This is a genomic window from Nocardia sp. NPDC004068 (assembly GCF_042874315.1).
In the GTDB taxonomy this organism is placed as follows: Bacteria; Actinomycetota; Actinomycetes; order Mycobacteriales; family Mycobacteriaceae; genus Nocardia.
This window is the reverse complement of record NZ_JBIAMW010000006.1, coordinates 163,767-182,663: the sequence shown is the minus strand read 5'-3', so window position 1 is coordinate 182,663 and position 18,897 is coordinate 163,767. Positions and strand designations below refer to the sequence as shown.

Below are 18,897 nucleotides of genomic sequence, written 5' to 3'. Positions count from 1 at the left end.
GGACCGGCCTCGTTGCGCGGGCACCACCGTATGTTTCGACTCTACCGCCGGTCTCGGATCGTGACCAATCGCGCATCGGCTTCGCATACGAGGTCTCGGCCACATTGTTCACCGTCGCGCGCTCGCCCGCGCCGACCCGCTCCCGGTGCGGCGACTCGCCGTCCCCTTGCCGCGGCGGCCGTCGGATCGCTCCGGCGCCAACGCCGCTCGGGCCAGTTCCGCCGCGCCGACCATCCCGGCCGCCTCACCCAGCTGGGTGGTCCGGATGCGGGCCAGCGGCCGATGCCGGGCGCCGGTGATCGAGGCCGCGTAGTGCTCGCGCGCCTCGTCGAGGAACAACGCCGCCGAGGAACTCACGCCCCCGGCGATCACGATCAGATCCGGATCGAAGATATCGCTCACGAAGGCCAGGCCCAGCCCGAGCCAGCGGGCGAAGTCGGCCAGCACCCGCAGGGCGACCGGATCGCCGTCCTGTGCCGCGCCCGCCACCCGGCGACCGGTCAGCGAACCCGGATCGCGGAACGCCTCGCGGGCGAGGATGGTCGAGCGCATCGGATCGATGGCCAGCGCCTCGACCGCCGAATCGGCCAGCGCCGTTCCGCTGCAATACCTTTCCCAGCAGCCGCGTTTCCCGCACGGGCAGGCGCGGCCGTTCGGGACGACCTGGAGATGGCCCAATTCCGGTGCCACCCCGTAACTTCCGCGGTACAGCTCGCCGCCCACCAACAGCGCCGCGCCGATCCCGGTGCCGATCGCGACCAGGACGCCGTTGTGCGCCCCGGCGGCCGCGCCGAATCGGTACTCGGCCCACATCGCGGCGTTGGCGTCGTGTTCGAGGATCACCGGCAGTCCCAGCCGCTCGCCCAGGCGATGCGCGACGGGCGCGTCCTCCCAGGGCAGATGCGGGGCGAAGCGCACCTTGGTACGGGTCTCGTCGACGAATCCGGCCACGGCCAGTCCGACCGCGTCGATGCGGTGCCGGGTGCGCAGTTCGCGCACCGCCCGCTCGAGTCCGTCCTCGAGCGCCTGCTCGGACTGCGGCGTGGGCGCCTGCACGGTGTCGAGCACCTCGCCCGACCCGTCCACGACCGAGGCGCGAATATTGGTGCCGCCCACGTCGATTCCGACCGTCAGCGGCGCCTCCCGGCCGACCCGCGTCGTCATCGCTTGATCTGCACGGGAATCGGGACGTACCCCGACCGGCCCTCGGTTCGCGGCTCGGATTCGCCTGTCGGCGAGTCGTTTCCGCGCGCGGCGGCCTGCGCCCGTCCGGCGAAGGCCGCCAACAGGGTCGCGCCGAACGACGGCCTGCGACCCGCCGCGCCCTCGCCCGGCGTCCCGGCGTCGACCGCGGACGCCTCGTCGGCGAATGCCTCGCCGGACGTCGCGCGGCCCGGCGAATCCGAATCGTCACGCGAATCACTCTGCGGCGCAGGCGGATCCGGCATCATCGGCTCGACCGGCACCCCGGCCAGCGCCTCGCGCAACACGGTGACGACGGCGGTGCCGTGTTCGGCGAGCGCGGCGACCACATCGTGATGCTCCCCGCGCACCAGCGCCGCGACCGCGCACACCGGACACCAACTGCAACTGTCCCATTCGGTGCGGCCCTCGGCGGACGCGGCGCGCAACACCGGTTCGACCCGTTCCAGCACGGCCTCGGCGAGCAGCCGCATCTCCTCGGCGAACTCCGCGAACTGATCCTCGTGCCGGTGCTGATCGGTGGTGGTCATCGGGGCCAGACCTCGGGATCGGGGCGGAAGCGCACGACGAGCTGCTCACCGTCGAGTTCGGCGCCGTCGACCGTGCATCGCCGCAATACCGGCGCCAGCGGCAGCCGCCGCCGAATCCCGTCCGCTCCCACGATCAAATCGTCCTCCACTCGTCCCAGTCGCAGCGTCGCCGGGTCGACCACGGGCAGCCGCATCCGCAGGGCGTACACCGAATGCAGACCCGAACCCGATTCCAGCCGTACGCTCGGCGCATCGCCAAGCATAGGGTCTGCGTCCGGTACTACCCGGTTCCCGCGCGAATCCACCAGCCCGGCGAGGGCGGCCAGCGCGGCGGAGCCGACGGGTTCGGGTCCGGAGTGCGGCACGACCACGATCGGCACGTCGGGCAGGCGGCGGCGCAGATCGGCGAGCACGTCCAGTTGTTCGGCGCGGCGGTCGAGATACCAGCGCACGGCCGGATGTCCGCTGTCCCCGTCGGGCACCGCGGGCAGCACCTTGTTCACCATGACATCGCGCAGCCGCAGCCCGAGCAGCGCCGCGGCCGAGCGCACCCGCGCGGATTCGGCGACCGCGACGCGTTCGGCGGCGGTGACCAGATGCGCAGCGGTGCGTTCGGGGTCGGCCAGCAGATCGCGCACCGCGCGGACCGCGCCGACGATCCGCTCGACGGTGGTTGCCAGCACCGCGCGGCGCAGATCCGGTCCGGCGACGCTGAGCGCGCGGGCGTGCGGCGGCCAGACGCGATCGAGGTAGCCCAGCAGGGTCTCGGGCGCGGTGACGATGCGCAGCATATCGGCCGAGGGCGGGCAGTCCACGACGAGGACGTCCCAGCCGCGCCCGTCGGCGAATCCGGCGATCTCGGTGAGCATCAACAGTTCCTGCACGCCGGGCAGTCCGGTCAGCTCGGCCGGGTCGAGCGCGGCCAGATCGATGCCGTGCTCGTGTCCCGCGCCGCCGAGGACGCGCACGACCTCGCGGAACCGATCCTCCAGCAGCGCCAGCGAATCGATCTCGATGACGTCGAGATTCGTTGCGACCGTGGCGATTCCGGGGACGGTGCCGGGCTCGTGCGGGAAGTGGACACCGAGCGCGTCGCCGAGCGAGTGGGCCTGGTCCACCGACGCGAGCAGCACGCGGCGCCCCGCCCGGGAGTAGGACATCGCCGTCGCACAGGCCAGGGTCGTCTTGCCCACCCCGCCCTTGCCTATGAACAGCTCCAGACGCGTCAGCCTTCGACCCGTTTCTTGAGTTCCTTGAGCGCGGTGTCGGTGATGACCTTCTCCGCCTTGCGCTTGAACATGCCGATCATGGGGATCGTCAGGTCCACGGTGAGTTCGTAGATCACCTGGGTGGTCTCGTCGGGCTGGTCGACCAGTTCGTAGCTGCCGTCCTGCGCCTTCTGCAGATCGCCGCTGACCAGCTGCCAGCTCACCGCCTTACCGTCGGGCCGCCAGGTGTAGGACAGCACATAGGTGTCCTTGACGACGCCCGCGTCGAGCACGAACCGCGCGGTCTTGGCCCGGCCGTCGGGGAATTTGTCGAGCACCTCGACCGACCGCGCGGCCGCGACCCATTCCGGGTACGACTCCAGATCGGCGATGACGGCCATCACCCGATCCGACGGGGCGTCGACGATGATCGACCTCTGGGTCCGATCGGCCATGACTGGGGGCGGTTCCTTTCCGGCTGCGGGACAACGGTTTCCGGCGCGACCTCCGCCGGGGTCAGGGCACGGGCACGGGGGTGACGCCCGCCGGTCGCCCGGCTTCGAGGCGCGCCTTGACCTCGAACGACATCTTCCTCCCGGCCACGCGGCGGGCACGGTTGGCGGCCACGAGGGCGCGCGGTGAGAGGTTCGCGGCGGCAAGCGGTTCGGCGTGCAGGAAGTAGTGCATGATCACTCCGTCCAGGCACGGTTCCAGCCACACCTCCATCGTGCCGGTCAGCGCTCCGTCGACGGTCCAGCGAATTCCCTTGTCGGCGCGGTCCTCCCGGACCGAGAGCGTGAGGTCGGGCCACCAGCGCCGCCAGGCGTCGCGATCGCCCAGCACCGGCGCGACCTCGGCGCCCGGCGCGGCGACGAAGGTCTGATCGGCGACCTGGATCGAAGTCATGATGTGGCCTTCCGCACGCTCATGCCGCAGAGCCTAGCTCGAGCGGTGGCCGCGGCTCGATGGCACAGTCCCGTCCAGGAGTTCGCGCATCCGCGCGGCGAGCACGTCCCAGCGCCAGTGCTCGCTCACCCATTCCCGGCCCGTCGCACCCATGCCCGCGGCGGTGTCGGGATCCGAGAGCAGGGTGACGAGGGCGTCGGTGATCTGCGGGACCGAGCGGCCGTCCACGACGGTGCCGGTGCGGCCCTCCACCACGGTCTCGGGCGCGCCGCCGGAGTTGCCCGCCACCACCGGAACTCCCGTCGCGGACGCCTCGAGGAACACGATGCCCAGCCCCTCGACGTCCAGGCCCGCGCCGCGGGTGCGGCACGGCATGGCGAACACGTCGGCGAGGGTGTGGTGGGCGGCCAGTTCGGCGGCCGGGACGCGACCGGTGAAGACCACGTCCTTGTCGAGGTCGAGGGCGGTGGCCAGGCCGCGCAGCTTCTCCTCGTAGGGACCGCCGCCCGCGATGACCAGGACCGCGCCGTCGACCCGCTTGCGGATCTCGAGCATGGCCATGAGCAACATGTCCTGTCCCTTGCGCGGCACCAGCCGCGACAGGCACAGCACGGTCGGGCGCTCGCCGAGCCCGTAGCGGGCCCGCAGTTCCGCGCGCGCCGCCGGATCGGGCCGGAACACGTCGGTATCGACCCCCGGGGGCAGATACTCGAGTCCCGCGCGCGGCCCGAACGCCGCCGAGAACCGCCGCCGGGTGTACTTGCTGACATAGGTCACCACATCGGTGTGATTGCCGATGGCGCGCAACGCCTGTCGCGCCCCCGGCAGCATCGACCACCCCACCTCGTGCCCGTGCGTGCTCGCGACGATCCGCGCGGCCCCCGCCCGCCGCAGCAGCGGCGACATCAACGCCAGCGGCGCCGCCGCCCCGAACCACACGGTGTCGCACCGCTCGTCGCGCACCAGCTTCGCCGCGCGCCGCGCCACCAGCGGGGTCGGCAGCATCAATGTCGTCGGGTGCCGCACCACCTGGAACTTCTGCTCCGCGTCGAACCGCAGATGGCTGTCCCCCCGCCACCGCGGCGCGTACACCACCAAATCGTCCCCCGGCATCCGCTCCGCCAACGCGTGCAGATACGACTGGATGCCCCCGGGCCGCGGCGGAAAATCATTGGTAACCAGCAGGGTGCGCGCCATGCGCCGAAGTCTATTGCCGCCCTGCCCGTTCCCTCGCCCGCCCTCCCCTCATGGAACGTGGGCCCGCAACCAGTCTCGCCAACGGGCGAGGAATGTGGCGTGGTCGAGGTCGAGGGTTCGGCGGAGGGCGGTGTCGACGGTGGCCGGGGTCTGGGGGCCGGTGGCCAGGTCGTGGTAGAGGGCGACGAGGGTGGGCTCGCCGTACTGGGTGGCGATGAAAGCGTTGGCGGACCAAGCCTGTTCGTAGGCGAGGGCGGCGTTGTTGGTGGCGGTGGGGGTGAAGGCGGGGTCGGCCGGGAGGTCGGCGGGCAGGTCGCCGGAGTGGGCACGGGCGGTGAGGGTGGGGGCGAGCTGGTTCAGGGACAGTTGCTCGTCGCGGTGGGCGCAGTATTCGGCGAAGCCCTCGAGCACCCACTGCGGCGAACCGTCCGCGGTCTCGGCGCGGGCGGCGATATGAGTCAGCTCGTGGCGCAACGTGTCTCGCAACCCCTCGGCGCCCAGGCGGCGCCCGGCATCGGCGGCGAACACCACCCGCTGCCCGGTCGGGCGGCTGCCGGGCAGGAACGAGTCCGAGACCGACGCCGCCGCGACCTCGGTGGACACCGGCCCGGTCGCATGGGTCAACGCGGCGAACTCGGCGGTCGAGGAGGCGACCGCGACGACCGCGGCCCGCGGCCAGTCCGCGCCCCACAACCCCGTCACCGTGTCGACGGCCGGACCGATCTCGCGCGCGAGGGTGTCCACGTCCCCGCGCTGATACGGATGCCCGAACACCACCGACAGCTGCCCCTCCTCCCCCGAAACATGTTGGGTGACAACGGGACCGAACGACTCCATGATCCGCCGCACCTCCCCCACCTGCGGATCCAGCGAACTGGCCGGGGCCGAGTACTGCGCGACCGCCGCCTCGGGCCGCGCCTTCGGCAACGCCGACTTCGGAATCAACACCAGTGCTCCGGTGATGGCCGTCAAGGCGATCACCGTGGCGACGGTGGCGACGAATTCGAACCGCCGCCGTGCCGTCAACCAAGTACGGACCCGCTCCAGCGCGTTCATCCTCACCTCGGTCGAGTTACGACATACCCATCCAATAGCGACGCGCCGAGTGGTACGGAGTCGAGCCCATGGGGGCCACCTGGACCGGGACACCGAAGGTCGAGGCGTGCAGGATCATGCCATTGCCCGCATAGATTCCCACATGCGATGCGTCGGAGTAGAAGAAGACCACATCTCCGGGCTGGAGGTTGTTCTTGTCGACGGGCGTGCCGACCCCCGACTGCGCCTGACTCGTGCGCGGCACGTCGATGCCGACCTGGTGAAACGCCCACTGCACCAGGCCCGAACAGTCGAACTGATCCGGCCCGGTCGCCCCCCACACATACGGATCGCCCACGCGGGTCAGCCCCGCCGCGAGGGCGCTGGTCCCGCTGCCGGGCACCAGCCCGCGCAACAGGGACTCGCGATCGAATCCGGGCGGGAACAATGTCCCCGCCAGCGACGCCTTGTCCCCCGCCGACAGCGTGCCCCACGCCTGGATGACCTGGGCGATGGCCCCTTGCAGATCGGCCCGCTTGCGTTCCAGCTCCGCGCGGATCTGCTCGGCCTTGGCCGAGGCGTCGCGGGCCGCGTCCGCCGCGGTCTTGGCGGTGGTCTGCGCCGCGGTGGCCGCGTCGGTGGCCTTCTTGTACTGCGCGAGCTGGTCCTGGGTCTGGGTGGACAGCACGTCGAGGGTGGAGATCTGATCGAGCAGCTGCTGCGGCGAATCGCTCACCAGCACCGAGAACAGCCGATTGGTCCGCGCCCCTTGATACGCCGCGATCGCGGTGCGGTCGACGGCGGGCTGATACTTGTGCACCTCGGCCTGCGCCGCGTCGACGACCTGGGTGGCGCCCGCGAGTTTCGCGTCCGCGTCGCGGGAGACGGCCTGTTTGGCGTCGAGATCCTGCTGGGCGGTCAGCGCCTGCTCGTTGAGTTGCTCGGACTGCCGGGACAGGTCGACCAGCTTCTGCACCGCGTCGCTCGCACTGCTCGGGGTGGCCGGATCAGCGGTCGCGCCCCCGTCGGGGATGCCGAACATCAACACGCCCACCGCCAGGGAACCACCCATCAGGCGTCGAGTTCTGTCGTTGCGACGTTGCGCTGCCACTGCCTGCCGTGCCCCGTTCCGAGCCGAAATTCCGAGCCGATGCCTCAAGGTCTCGATCAGGTTACGGAACGGCGAGTGTCCATGTCCAGCAGGGCACGGAATGATCACGACCCGCCGTCCCGTATGCCCGAATCTCAGTAGCGCCGCGCGCCCGCGACCGGCATGGTCGACATGGACGCGATGGCCACCGGCTTACCGGCGGTCGAGGCGTGGATGACATTGCCGTCGCCCACGTAGAGCCCGGAGTGGCTGCCGCCGTAGAACGACACCACGTCACCCGGCTGGAGGTCGTCCAGCGAGACCGGCGTTCCGGCGGCCAACTGGTCGTAGCTGGTGCGCGGCAGTTCCAGGCCGGCCTGCTCGTAGGACCACTTCACCAGGCCCGAGCAGTCGAAGGCGTTGGGGCCGCTGGCGCCGTAGACGTAGGGCGCGCCGAGCTTGGTCATCGCGGCGTCGACCGCGCGCTGACCGACGGACTGCTCCGGCGCGATCGCGGGCGGGTTGAAGCCCGGGATCTCGAAGCCCGGGGGCAGCGCGATCCCCGGCGGGATCTGGCCCAGAATCTGATCCGGCACGTCGACGGTCCCGACACCCGGAACGGTGACGGGCGCCGCCGAAGCGGGCGCGGCGGGCAGCAGCAAAGCGCTGAGGGTGGCAGCTCCGACGGCCACCGCGGACGCCAGGTGGGCGTTGCGATGCAGCCCCAGCGTCTGTCGCTTGATCGCCATGATGCGGTACTCCTCGTCTGCCCCACGACGCCGCACCCGGTGGTGCGTCGGACTCCGTGAGGTCTCGAAAAGGTTACGAAGACATAACGGGGGGCTGTAAAGCGCCGAGGCCGCGCACAGGCTTTGTTCAGGGATTGTTATGCCCAGGGTTTGCGATAAATGTCACACCAATCACGAACCGATAACAAACCCGCCCTGAGCAGACGCGTCCGCCCACCCCGAGCCCTGTCCAGCGGGCTTGCGCCATAAGGGTTTAGCGGTGTGACAAATGGGAAACCAGCACGTAGCCGAGAGTGTTCAACTGGGGAAGCGACCGATCAGTCTTGATCTGCTCGTGATCTCACCACCCTCTCGGTAGGGCTGTCCCCACCGCACCGCCGCCGCCCGCGACCGGTCCGGTATTGATTCGTAATCCACATCAATGTGACCCTCGCCACACGAGTCCGTTTCGCACCCCTCCGAGCCCGCTGCCGCCACGCCCGCTACTTGTCGGACCCCCGCCCTACGCTGCTCGCCGTGCCCCACACCGCGGCGGCCCAGCTGGCCTTCGACGAGCTCGACACCCCGCTCCACGACATCACCTTCGTCGTCGTCGACCTCGAAACCACCGGTGGCAGCCCCGACGCGGACGCGATCACCGAGATCGGCGCGGTGAAGGTGCGCGGCGGCGAGGTGCTCGGCGAATTCGCCACCCTCGTGGACCCGGGCTGCCCCATCCCGCCGCAGGTCGTGCAGATCACCGGCATCACCACCGCGATGGTCCGCGACGCGCCGCGTATCGAGGCCGTGCTGCCCGGCTTCGTCGAATTCGCCTCCGGCGCGGTGCTCGTCGCGCACAACGCCCGCTTCGACACCGGATTCCTCAAGGCCGCCGCGGCCCGCTGCGAGATCGCCTGGCCCACATTCCAAGTCGTGTGCACCGTCCAGCTGGCCCGGCGCATCCTCCCCCGCGACGAGACCCCGACCGTGCGGCTCTCGGCGCTGGCCCGGCTGCTCGGCGCCCGGACTGTCCCCACCCACCGCGCCCTCGACGACGCCCGCGCGACCGTCGACGTGCTGCACGCGCTCATCGAACGGGTCGGCAATCAGGGCGTGCACAGCCTCACCGAGCTCCTCGACTACCTGCCCGAGGTGACCCGCCGCCAGCGCGCCAAACGCTTCCTCGCCGCCGACCTGCCCACCGGCCCCGGCGTCTACCTGTTCCGCGGCCCCGCCGACGAGGTCCTCTACATCGGAACGGCCGTGAATCTGCGCCGCCGCGTACGCAATTACTTCACCGGCTCCGAAACCCGCCCGCGCATGCGGGAAATGGTGGCCCTGGCGACCCGCGTCGAGCACGTGCCCTGCGCGCACGGCCTGGAGGCGGGCGTGCGGGAGCTGCGGCTGCTGGTCGCGCACACCCCGCCCTACAACCGCCGCTCGAAATTCCCCAAGCGCGCGTGGTGGCTGACCCTCACCGACGAGGCGTTCCCCCGCTTTGCCGTCAGCCGCACCCCCACCCCGGACGCGCTGGGCCCCTTCAATTCCCGCGCCGACGCCGCCGAGGTGGGCGCGATCGTGGCCGAATACTGCGGCCTGCGCACCTGCGGCGGCCGCATCCCGCGCACCGGGCGGCACGGCGCGGACTGCCCGCCCGCGGCGGTCGGCGGTTGTCCGGCGGGCGCGTCGGGCACGCTGCTGGACGCCGACGGCTACGCTCCCGCCCCGCACGCCGTGCGCGAGCTGTTCGCGGGCCGCGACGACGCGCCCCTGCGCGCCATGCGCGAGCGCGTCGAAACCCTGGCGGCGGCACAGAATTTCGAGGCCGCGGCCCGCCAGCGCGACCGCATGGTGACCGTCGTGCGGGCGCTGCGCCGCACCCAGCGCCTCGCGGCCCTGGCGCGCATCGCCGAATTCGTCGCGGCCCGCTCCGACGGCGCGGGCGGATGGGAGTTCGCGGTCGTCCGCTACGGGCGGCTCGCGGGGGCGGGGACCGCCGTGCGCGGCGTCGCCCCGATGGCCGTGGTGGACAAGCTCGTCGCCGCCGCCGAGACCGTCGTCCCGCCGCAACCACCGCCGCCGCTGCGCGGGGCCTCCCCCGAGGAGACCGCCGTCGTCATCCGCTGGCTCGACCAGCCCGGCACCCGCATCGTCCGCACCACCGACGGCTATCACGAACCTCGGTTGGGCGCGGGCCCGTGGCTGGCCTGGGTACGCCGCGCCGAAGCCGCGGCCCGTGCGGACACGCCCGCCGCCATAGACTCTCACCCATGATTACCGCGATCGTGTTGATCCACGCCGAGGCCGCCCGCATCCCCGAGACCGCGCAGGCGCTGGCCGATCTCGAGGGCGTGGCCGAGGTGTATTCGTGCGCGGGGGACGTGGATCTGATCGCGGTGGTGCGCGTGCGCGACCACGAGCAGATCGCGGAGGTGGTGACCGGGCGGATCAACAAGACGCCGGGGGTGCTGCGCACCGACACCCACATCGCGTTCAAGTCGTATTCGTCCGCGGAGCTCGAGGCGGGGTTCTCCATCGGGGAGTGACACCGAAAGGCGAAGGCCCCCAGCGAGATTCGCTGGGGGCCTTCGCTTCGCTCAGGCACCGAGAAGGACGCTCAGGCATCGAGAGGGACGCTCGGCACGAGAGGGACGCTCGGCCGAAAGGGAGCGAACCCTAGTGCCCGTCGCCGTTCTCGTTGCGGCGCTGCACCTCCGCGAGGACCGCGAGCTGCTTGCGCTCCTGCTCGTGCTCGTACTCGACGAGCGCCTCGGCCTGCTGGGCCGGATCGGACCGCAGCAGCGAACCCAGGCCCGGCTTGCCCGCCGCGCCGAGCTTGTTCATCTTCTTCGGCACCGGGGCGCCCTGGTACTCCAGCGGGATCGGGTGGCCGTGCGAGTCGACCGGGCCCAGCGGCTGGTGCACCTCGATGTACTCGCCGTGCGGCAGACGCTTGATCACGCCGGTCTCGATGCCGTGCTCGAGCACCGTGCGGTCGCTGCGCTGCAGGCCCAGGCACATCCGGTAGGCCAGGAAGTAGGCCAGCGGCGGGGCGACCAGCAGCGCGATCCGGAAGAACCAGGTCGTGGCGTTCAGCGAGATGTCGAACTTGTAGGCGACGATGTCGTTGACGCACGCCAGCGTGAGCACCAGATAGAACGCGATGGCCATCGCGCCGATCGCGGTGCGCACCGGCACATCCCGCGGCCGCTGCAACAGGTTGTGGTGCGCGTCGTCACCGGTCAGCCGCTTCTCGATCCACGGGTAGGCGATCAGCACCGTGAACACCAGGCCCATGATCAACGCGACCCAGAACGGCGCGGGCACCGTGTACCGGCCCAGATACAGCTCCCACGGCGGCATCAGGCGCGCCATGCCGTCGGTCCACATCATGTAGAAGTCCGGCTGCGAACCCGCCGACACCTGAGAGGGGTTGTAGGGACCCAGGTTCCAGATCGGGTTGATCTGGAGGATGCCGCCCATGAGCGCGATGATGCCGAGGGTGAACATGAAGAACGCGCCCTGATCCGCGGCGAACACCGGCACGATGCGCGCGCCGATGACGTTCTTCTCGGTCCGCCCCGGCCCGGGGAACTGGGTGTGCTTCTGGTACCACACCAGCGCCACGTGCGCGGCGACCAGCGCGAGCATGATGCCCGGGAACAGCAGCACGTGCGCGATGAACAACCGCGGGATGATGATCGTGCCCGGGAAGTCACCGCCGAAGATCAGCCAGTGCATCCAGGTGCCGATCAGCGGGATGCCCATCGTGATACCGCCGAACGCGGCCCGCAGACCGGTGCCCGACAGCAGGTCGTCGGGCAGCGAGTAGCCGAAGAAGCCCTCGAACATCGCCAGGATCAGCAGCAGCGAGCCGATCACCCAGTTCGCCTCGCGCGGGCGCCGGAACGCGCCGGTGAAGAAGATGCGGAACAGGTGGATGATGATCGACGCCGCGAACAGCAGTGCGGCCCAATGATGTACCTGCCGCACGAACAGACCGCCGCGCACCTCGAAGGAGATGTTCAGCGCGGTCTCGTACGCCCGCGACATGGTGACCCCGCGCAGCGGCTGATACGACCCGTTGTAGACGACCTCGGTCATCGACGGATCGAAGTACAGCGTCAGGTACACACCCGACAGGATCAGGATGACGAAGCAGTACAGCGCGATCTCGCCGAGCAGGAACGACCAGTGGGTCGGGAAGACCTTGTTGATCGACCGCTTGACGAACGCCGCCGCCTGATAGCGCTCATCCATTTCGTTGGCCTGTGCGGCCACCTTCGAAGGGCTCATGATCGACGCTCCCAGTAGGCCGGGCCGAGGGGCTCGATGAAGTCGTGCTGGGCGACCAGGTAACCCTCGGTGTTGACGGTGATCGGCAGCTGCGGCAGCGCTCGGGCAGCGGGACCGAAGACCGGCTTACCCCACTCTACGGCCGAGAACTGCGACTGGTGGCACGGGCAGAGAATGCGATTGGTCTGCTGCTCGAACAGCGAGGTCGGGCAGCCCAGGTGCGTGCAGATCTTCGAGTAGGCGAAGTAGTCGCCGTAGTTGAAGCTCTCCTGGCCCCGGCGCTTGACCGCCTTCTGCGCGTCCTCGGTGCGCAGGCGAATCAGCATGACCGCGTTGCGGATTCCGCGCAGCGACTGAAGTGTCTCCTCCTCGTTGCCGCGCCACTCCTCTTTCCAGGGGAAGACGGTCTCCATCGCGCCCGCGTCCAGATCCTCCGGCCGCACCAGCACGATGTCCTCCGGGCGGCCGGTGTCCTTGCGCAGGTAGATGGTCTGGCCCGGGTAGTCCGGGGTCCAGCCCGACACCCACAGCGGCGACTTGTCGCCCTTGGCCCACGGGTTCTTGATCATGCCGCCGACGAACACGAACAGCGCGCCGATGCCGAGCACGCCCGCGCCGAGACCCGCGGTCCGGGTGATCAGCTTGCGGCGGCCCAGCGTGGAGGTCTCCAGCGCGTCGGACAGTTCGGCGGCCAGCGTGCGCCGGTTCACCTCGGAGGACTTGCCGTCGTGGCGGTCCTGCACCGACAGCTCGGCGGGGATGAACTTCTTGCGGATGATCACCGCGGCCACGCCGATGGACAGCACCGCGATGCCGAGCAGCAGACCGTAGAGCGGGGTGGTCAGCGAGTAGATGCCCGCGCCCTCCTCGCCCCGGCCCTTGTACTCCCAGGGCCAGAACAGGAACACCGCGATCAGGCCCAGGCCCGACAGCGCGGAGATGGCGAACCACAGCGCGACCTGCCGCTCGGCCCGCTTCTCCGCGCGAGTGCCCGGAATCGGCCAGCGCGGGGCGCGGTAGGCGACATCGACGCCGTCGAGTTCGGTGCCGAGCTTGACCAGCTCGTCCCGCGACATCGCGTCGAGTTCGTCGTCGGTGGGGGTGGCGTTGCCGTGGGGGTCCGCGGGGCGACCCATGTCGTCAGTCTCCTGTCCACTCATGAGCGAGATCCGATCCACATCGCCGTGCCGACCAGAGCCACGATGCCGATCACCCAGACGGCCAGGCCCTCGGTGGCGGGACCGAGTCCGCCCAGGCCCCAACCGCCTTCGGGATGCGATTCGGTGCGGTTCTTGATGTAGGCGACGATGTCGCGCTTCTCCTCCGGCGTCAGCTGGCGGTCGGAGAACTTCGGCATGTTCTGGGGGCCGGTGAGCATCGCGGTGTAGATCTGCTGTTCGCTCGCGGGATCCAGCGAGGGGGCGAACTTGCCCGAGGACAGGGCGCCACCGCGACCGGTGAAGTTGTGACACGACGCGCAGTTCATGCGGAACAGCTCACCACCGCGGGCGGCGTCGGCCCCCGCGATCAGCGACTCCTGGGCGATCTTGCCGTCGGCGTCGCGCACGACCGTCGGGCCGCCGCCGTTGGCCGCGACGTACGCGGCCAGGGCGTCGGTCATGTGCTCGTCGAACTTCGGCTCCTTGCGCTGGATCTGCGCGCCGTTCGCGGCCGCGGGCATCCGGCCGGTGGAGACCTGGAAGTAGACGGCCGCCTCGCCGACGCCGATGAGGCTCGGGCCGCGGTCCTGCACACCCTGCAGATTCGCGCCGTGGCAGGTGACACAGGAGGTCTCGTAGAGCTGCTTGCCCTCGCGAATCAGCGCGGACTGGTCCTCGTTCGCCGTGGCGACCTGTGCGTGCGGGGTCAGTGCCGACGCCGCGAGACCGGCTCCCACGAGACCCATCAGCAGCACCAGACCACCCGCGAACCGGCGTCGCAGCCGCCGCTGCTTGCGGACCTTGGTGGCCTGGTCGTTCTTCGCGCTGCCGACCCCGGGGCTGGTGGGGTCCGGCGCTGACGGGGGAGATGAACTCATCTGTGTCCCTTTTGGAGTAGACGGAACCGACGGTGGCTGCTGTCCTGCTTCAGCGGACGAAGTAGATCGTGGCGAACAACCCGATCCAGACGATGTCGACGAAGTGCCAGTAGTAGGAGACGACGATGGCCGCGGTGGCCTGGGCCGGGGTGAACTTGCTGACCGTCGTCCGGACCAGCAGGAAGATGAAGGCGATCAGACCACCGATGACGTGCAGACCGTGGAAGCCGGTGGTGATGAAGAACACCGAGCCGTAGACGCTGCTCGAGATCGTGGTGCCCTCTTTGTAGAGGTTGTGGTATTCGAACCCCTGGCCGAGCACGAAGAACAGGCCCATCAGGAACGTGATGACGTACCAGCGCCGCAGCCCGAACACGTCGCCCTTCTCCGCCGCGAACACGCCCATCTGGCAGGTGAACGAGGACAGCACGAGCACCGTCGTGACCGGCACGGCGAGATACATGTTCAGCTCGGTCGGCTCCGGCGGCCACGGCCCGCCCGCGTGCGCCTGCGCGCGCGCGACGAAGTACATGGCGAACAGGCCGGCGAAGAACATCAGCTCGCTCGACAGCCAGATGATGGTTCCGACGCTGACCATGTTGGGCCGGTTCAGCGAATGCACACGCTGAGTAATGGCCGATCCTGGGGTCCCTACTGCGGTCGTCACGCCGGTAAGTATGACTCGTCGTAGTACGACAGGCGTAGCCGGGTGCGAAACTCGGCCGTCCGTGTCGGAAACCGCACGGCGAGACGGGGTCTCACCGGCCCATCGGCGTGTCCCCCGAACCCGCCGTTCGTCGCCCCTCCCCGCGGGACCCGCGGTCACCACCCGCCGCGAATCCGGCGGCGGCGCCCGCCCTTCCCCGCAGGGCCCGCGGTCGCCACCCGCCGCGAATCCGGCGGCGGCGCCCGCCCTTTCCCGCAGGGCCCGCGGTCACCACCCGCCGCGAATCCGGTGGCGGCGCCCGCCTCTCCCCGCGGGGCCCGCGGTCGCCACCCGCCACGAATCAGGTGGCGGCGCGGTCGCATTGGGGCCGCGGCGGATGCGGCGGCTCGCCCCGCCACATTAGGCTGCTAGCCATGAGCGCGCGCAGCTGGCCCGAGATCCTCGGGGCCCTCACCGACGGGGTCGACCTGACGGCGGAGGAGGCCGCGTGGGCCATCGACGAGATCTTCTCCGACAATGCCGGCCCCGCCCAGATCGCCGCGTTCGGCGTGGCCATGAAGATGAAGGGCCCCACCGCGACCGAACTGTCCGGCCTGGCCCAGGGCATGCTCGGCCACGCGCGGCGGGTGAGGCTGGACGCGAACGCGGTCGACATCGTCGGCACCGGCGGTGACCGTTCGGGCTCGGTCAACATCTCCACCATGTCCTCGATCGTGGTGGCCTCCGCGGGTGTCCCCGTGGTCAAGCACGGCAACCGCGCGGCCTCCTCCAAGAGCGGCGGCGCCGACGTGCTCGAGGCGCTCGGCGTGCGAATCGCGTTGGGCCCCAAGGCCGTCGAACAGTGCGTCACCGAGGTGGGGATCGGCTTCTGCTTCGCCCCGCTGTTCCATCCGGCGCTGCGTTTCGCCGCCGCCGCCCGCAAGGACATCGGTATCCCGACCGTGTTCAATGTGCTGGGCCCCCTGACCAATCCGGCCCAGCCCCGCGCGGGCCTGATCGGCTGCGCCTTCGCCGACCTGCTCCCGGTCATCGCCGGGGCGTTCGCCGAACGCGGCGTCAACGCCCTCGTCGTCCGCGGCAACGACGGCCTCGACGAGATCACCACCGCCGACACCACCGAGGCATGGGTCGTCACCGGCGGCCACCTCACCCACACCACCATCGACCCCACCCGCCTCGGCCTCGACCGCGTCTCCCCCGAAGCCCTGCGCGGCGGCGAGGCCGAAACCAACGCCGTCATCGCCCGCAACATGCTCGGCGGCGCCCCCGGCCCCGTCCGCGACGCCGTCCTGCTCAACTCCGCCGCCGCCATCACCGCCTGCGAACTCACCCCCGAAACCGCCGACAAGGACCTCCACGACGCCCTCGCCGAAAACCTCGGCCGCGTCGCCCGAGCCGTCGACAGCGGCGCGGCCTCGGCATTGCTGGACCGCTGGGTGCATCTGAGCAATCGGCTCGGGCCGGACTGAGCGACTACCGCGCCCGACCTCGGGGAATCGACCGGAGGAACTCGGCGAGCAGGCGCGTCGTCTGCTCGGGAGCTTCCTCGGCCAGGAAGTGACCGCCTCGAATCGGAGCGCCCGTCACCTCGGGCGCCCACCCGCGCCAGACCTCGAGCGGGTCGTACCACCGCGCGACCGCCCCGCTGTCGCTCCACAGCGCCAGCACCGGACAGGCCCCCAGACCCCGGACCCGATCCGCTTCGTCGTGGGCGATGTCGTGCGTGGCGGCGGCCCGGTACTGCTCGCAGATGGCGTGCACCCGTTCGGGATCGCGGAACTGCGCTCGATACGCCGCCCGGATCTCGCCGGTGAACACCTCCGGCCGATCGGCCCACTCGTCGAGCATGTGGTCGACGAAGGCGTCCGGATCCCCGGCGATGAGCCGCTCCGGGATCGGTGCGGGAGCGGCGAGGAACGACCACACCCAGTATCCGAGCGCGAAGTCCCGGTCCGCGCGGGCGAACGCGTCCGCGGTCGGGACGATGTCCAGCACCGCCAAGGCGTCCACCCGCTCCGGATGGTCCAGCGCGGCGCGGTACGCGCACCGCGCACCACGATCGTGCCCGACCACCGAAAACCGTTGGTACCCAAGCCGATCCATCACCTCGACCTGATCGCGAGCCAGCTCCCGCATCGCGTACTCGGCATGATCCGGCCCGCTCGCGCACACGGCGGACGCACCGTATCCCCGCAGATCCGTGACCACGACGGTGAACTCACGCGCCAGGACCGGGGCGACCAGCCGCCACATCAGGTGCGTTTGCGGAATCCCGTGCAGGAGCAGTACCGCCGGGCCCGAGCCACCCCGCCGCCCGAAGATCGTGCCGCCGCCCGTCGGAACGGTGAACTCGTCGAAGTCGTCGAACATCACGCCTCCGTCTAGACGAGGTAGCGCGCCACGCTCTCCGACACGCAAGCAGGTTTGTCCGCACCCTCGAGTTCCACCGTCACCGTCCGCACGGCCTGCACCCCGCCCGGGATGTCGGTGACCGAATCGAGGACCACCCGCGCCCGAATCCGCCCGCCCACCGGAACCGGCGTGATGAACCGAACCTTGTTGAGCCCGTAGTTGATTCCCATCCTCACCCCGCCGACCGACGCCGCCTGCGCGCCCAGAGCGGCGGTCAGCGACAGCGTGAGGAACCCGTGGGCGATGGTCTTCCCGTACGGTCCCTCGGCCGCCCGCTCCGGATCGACGTGGATCCACTGGTGATCCCCCGTCGCCTCGGCGAAGGTGTCGATCCGCTCCTGGTCGATCGTCAGCCAGTCGCTGACCCCGATCTCGGTGCCCACGGCGCCGCGCAGCGCCTCGACGTCCGCGAAATGCGTCATGGCTCCCGAGGTTACGCTCACCCGGCTCGGAATCGCTCCCGTACTTGATCTTCGGTCAGGCCGTAGTCGGCCAGTGCGTAGGTGTGCACGGGTTTGCGGTCGCCGCTGCGGCTCTCCTCGTCGAGGGCGGTCATGGCCGCGCGCGCCGCGTCGGTGAACTCGATGCCGAACGCGTTGTAGATGGCGGCGACGGTGCCCAGCGGATCCGCGCGAAGATCGGCGAAGTCGACGTCGAGGAACTGCGCCGGATCGTAACCGCGCCGCGCGGCGGTGAACTCCCGCAACCCGCGCGACCACAGTTCCAGCTGGGTCTCCCCGATCACCGTGCCGGAGAACGTATTCGACCACCCGCGCGTCGCGTGCTCGGACAGGCTGCACGCCGAGGCCAGCACGGTCTCCGGCGCGCGGTGGGTCTGGATGACCAGCGCGTCGGGATACACGGCCATGAGCGCGTCGAGCGCGAACAGGTGGCTCGGATTCTTGAGCACCCAGCGCCGCTCGTCCCCGAGCCCGATGAGTTGCAGGTTCTTGCGATGCCGGGTGTAGGCGTCGGTCCAGTCCTGCCGCCGCAGCCACTCCGAATACGTGGGCAGATAGGCCAGTGTCTCGTAGGACACCGATTTCACCGTCTGCCGCAGCAGCTGCCAGCACTCCTCCACCTCGGCCGCGTTCATGAAGTGCAACCCCATGAACTCCGGATTCTCGATGTGGTGCTGCGCGAAGCCCGCGTCGATCTGCCGGTAGATCGGATTGTCGGCCCACGTCTCGCGCGGCGGCCGCGGCTGCGGGAACTCGGTCAGCCACATCTCCAGCGCCTGATGCCGCGGATCGGCGGCGAGCAGCCGGTGCAGCGCGGTGGTGCCGGTGCGCGGCAATCCGGTCACGAAGATGGGCCGGGTGATCGCGGTGTCGGCGTAGCCCGGATTCGCCTGCCACGCCGCCTCGCTCAGCGCCCGCGCCACCAGCGCGCCGCGCAGGAAGTAGCGATTCATCTTCGAGCCCAGTTCGGTGAGGTCTGCGTCGCGGCGATACGACTCGAGCAGCACCTCGAGCGCCTCGAGATAGTCGTCGGCCCCGAAATCGGTGAGCCCGCAGACTTTGGTCGCCGAGGCGTGCAGATCCTCGACGGTGCCCACATCGGTACGTACGGTCATGTCCCTGATTC

At 70.2% G+C, this 18,897-nt stretch carries 19 protein-coding genes; 3 read left to right on the top strand and 16 right to left on the bottom strand.

Features of this window, described 5'->3' with window-relative positions:
* Nucleotides 1-108: 108 nt before the first annotated feature.
* From ACFYTQ_RS16905 to ACFYTQ_RS16865, 9 genes are all read right to left on the bottom strand, one after another.
* Nucleotides 109-1,164, bottom strand: a complete 1,056-nt coding sequence (locus ACFYTQ_RS16905; RefSeq protein ID WP_387361601.1) for an ROK family protein — start codon at nt 1,162-1,164, stop codon at nt 109-111.
* Nucleotides 1,161-1,733, bottom strand: coding sequence for a hypothetical protein (locus ACFYTQ_RS16900; RefSeq protein WP_387361599.1), 573 nt, complete (start codon nt 1,731-1,733; stop codon nt 1,161-1,163). The genes ACFYTQ_RS16905 and ACFYTQ_RS16900 overlap by 4 nt, the downstream gene beginning before the upstream one ends.
* Entirely contained in the window at nt 1,730-2,941 is a 1,212-nt protein-coding gene (locus ACFYTQ_RS16895; RefSeq protein ID WP_387362276.1) for an ArsA family ATPase, read from the bottom strand. The genes ACFYTQ_RS16900 and ACFYTQ_RS16895 overlap by 4 nt, the downstream gene beginning before the upstream one ends.
* Nucleotides 2,942-2,958: 17 nt before the next feature.
* The gene (locus ACFYTQ_RS16890; protein WP_387361597.1) at nt 2,959-3,396 is read right to left on the bottom strand and encodes an SRPBCC family protein; all 438 of its coding nucleotides are present in this window, start codon (nt 3,394-3,396) and stop codon (nt 2,959-2,961) included.
* Between the two features lie 61 nt (nt 3,397-3,457).
* Complete coding sequence (locus tag ACFYTQ_RS16885) at nt 3,458-3,847, bottom strand: polyketide cyclase / dehydrase and lipid transport (RefSeq protein ID WP_387361595.1); 390 nt, start codon at nt 3,845-3,847, stop codon at nt 3,458-3,460.
* A 33-nt stretch (nt 3,848-3,880) separates the two neighbouring features.
* Nucleotides 3,881-5,044: a glycosyltransferase family 4 protein gene (locus ACFYTQ_RS16880; RefSeq protein ID WP_387361593.1), complete on the bottom strand. Its 1,164-nt coding sequence runs from the start codon at nt 5,042-5,044 to the stop codon at nt 3,881-3,883.
* A 48-nt stretch (nt 5,045-5,092) separates the two neighbouring features.
* Nucleotides 5,093-6,100, bottom strand: a complete 1,008-nt coding sequence (locus tag ACFYTQ_RS16875; RefSeq protein ID WP_387361591.1) for a hypothetical protein — start codon at nt 6,098-6,100, stop codon at nt 5,093-5,095.
* Between the two features lie 16 nt (nt 6,101-6,116).
* The gene (locus ACFYTQ_RS16870; protein WP_387361590.1) at nt 6,117-7,151 is read right to left on the bottom strand and encodes an NlpC/P60 family protein; all 1,035 of its coding nucleotides are present in this window, start codon (nt 7,149-7,151) and stop codon (nt 6,117-6,119) included.
* 173 nt (nt 7,152-7,324) lie between these two features.
* Entirely contained in the window at nt 7,325-7,918 is a 594-nt protein-coding gene (locus tag ACFYTQ_RS16865) for a C40 family peptidase (RefSeq protein WP_387361588.1), read from the bottom strand.
* A gap of 516 nt (nt 7,919-8,434) precedes the next feature.
* On the opposite strand from ACFYTQ_RS16865, the gene ACFYTQ_RS16860 reads away from it, so the two are divergent.
* Together ACFYTQ_RS16860 and ACFYTQ_RS16855 are read left to right on the top strand one after the other, a co-directional pair.
* Nucleotides 8,435-10,171, top strand: coding sequence for a DEDD exonuclease domain-containing protein (locus tag ACFYTQ_RS16860; RefSeq protein ID WP_387361587.1), 1,737 nt, complete (start codon nt 8,435-8,437; stop codon nt 10,169-10,171).
* A complete protein-coding gene (locus ACFYTQ_RS16855) occupies nt 10,168-10,443 on the top strand; it encodes an Lrp/AsnC family transcriptional regulator (RefSeq protein WP_387361585.1) in 276 nt (91 codons plus the stop codon). Before ACFYTQ_RS16860 ends, ACFYTQ_RS16855 begins: the two co-directional genes overlap by 4 nt.
* A gap of 130 nt (nt 10,444-10,573) precedes the next feature.
* Here the strand turns inward: ACFYTQ_RS16855 and ACFYTQ_RS16850 are convergent, their stop codons facing one another.
* From ACFYTQ_RS16850 to ACFYTQ_RS16835, 4 genes are read right to left on the bottom strand one after another with little or no spacing between them, the layout of a single operon-like run.
* Nucleotides 10,574-12,193, bottom strand: coding sequence for a cytochrome bc complex cytochrome b subunit (locus ACFYTQ_RS16850; RefSeq protein ID WP_387361583.1), 1,620 nt, complete (start codon nt 12,191-12,193; stop codon nt 10,574-10,576).
* On the bottom strand, nt 12,190-13,329 hold the full coding sequence (locus ACFYTQ_RS16845; protein WP_387361581.1) for a ubiquinol-cytochrome c reductase iron-sulfur subunit: 1,140 nt from the start codon (nt 13,327-13,329) through the stop codon (nt 12,190-12,192). The genes ACFYTQ_RS16850 and ACFYTQ_RS16845 overlap by 4 nt, the downstream gene beginning before the upstream one ends.
* 20 nt (nt 13,330-13,349) lie before the next feature.
* Nucleotides 13,350-14,231, bottom strand: coding sequence for a c-type cytochrome (locus tag ACFYTQ_RS16840; protein WP_387361579.1), 882 nt, complete (start codon nt 14,229-14,231; stop codon nt 13,350-13,352).
* 49 nt (nt 14,232-14,280) lie between these two features.
* Nucleotides 14,281-14,898 (bottom strand): heme-copper oxidase subunit III, encoded by a 618-nt coding sequence (locus tag ACFYTQ_RS16835; protein WP_387361577.1) that lies wholly within the window; start codon nt 14,896-14,898, stop codon nt 14,281-14,283.
* 413 nt (nt 14,899-15,311) lie between these two features.
* Between ACFYTQ_RS16835 and trpD the strand changes: the two genes are divergently transcribed.
* On the top strand, nt 15,312-16,367 hold the full coding sequence (gene trpD, locus ACFYTQ_RS16830) for an anthranilate phosphoribosyltransferase (RefSeq protein WP_387361575.1): 1,056 nt from the start codon (nt 15,312-15,314) through the stop codon (nt 16,365-16,367).
* 4 nt (nt 16,368-16,371) lie between these two features.
* On the opposite strand, the gene ACFYTQ_RS16825 is transcribed toward trpD, so the two are convergent.
* Genes ACFYTQ_RS16825 through ACFYTQ_RS16815 form a run of 3 tightly spaced genes read right to left on the bottom strand, consistent with a single transcriptional unit; the run spans nt 16,372 to nt 18,886 of the window.
* Nucleotides 16,372-17,268, bottom strand: coding sequence for an alpha/beta fold hydrolase (locus ACFYTQ_RS16825; protein ID WP_387361573.1), 897 nt, complete (start codon nt 17,266-17,268; stop codon nt 16,372-16,374).
* Nucleotides 17,269-17,279: 11 nt separating this feature from the next.
* Nucleotides 17,280-17,732 (bottom strand): MaoC family dehydratase, encoded by a 453-nt coding sequence (locus ACFYTQ_RS16820; protein ID WP_387361572.1) that lies wholly within the window; start codon nt 17,730-17,732, stop codon nt 17,280-17,282.
* Between the two features lie 17 nt (nt 17,733-17,749).
* Nucleotides 17,750-18,886 carry a sulfotransferase family protein gene (locus ACFYTQ_RS16815; protein ID WP_387361571.1) on the bottom strand — a complete coding sequence of 379 codons (1,137 nt, stop codon included), beginning with the start codon at nt 18,884-18,886 and terminating at the stop codon, nt 17,750-17,752.
* Between the last annotated feature and the right edge of the window lie 11 nt (nt 18,887-18,897).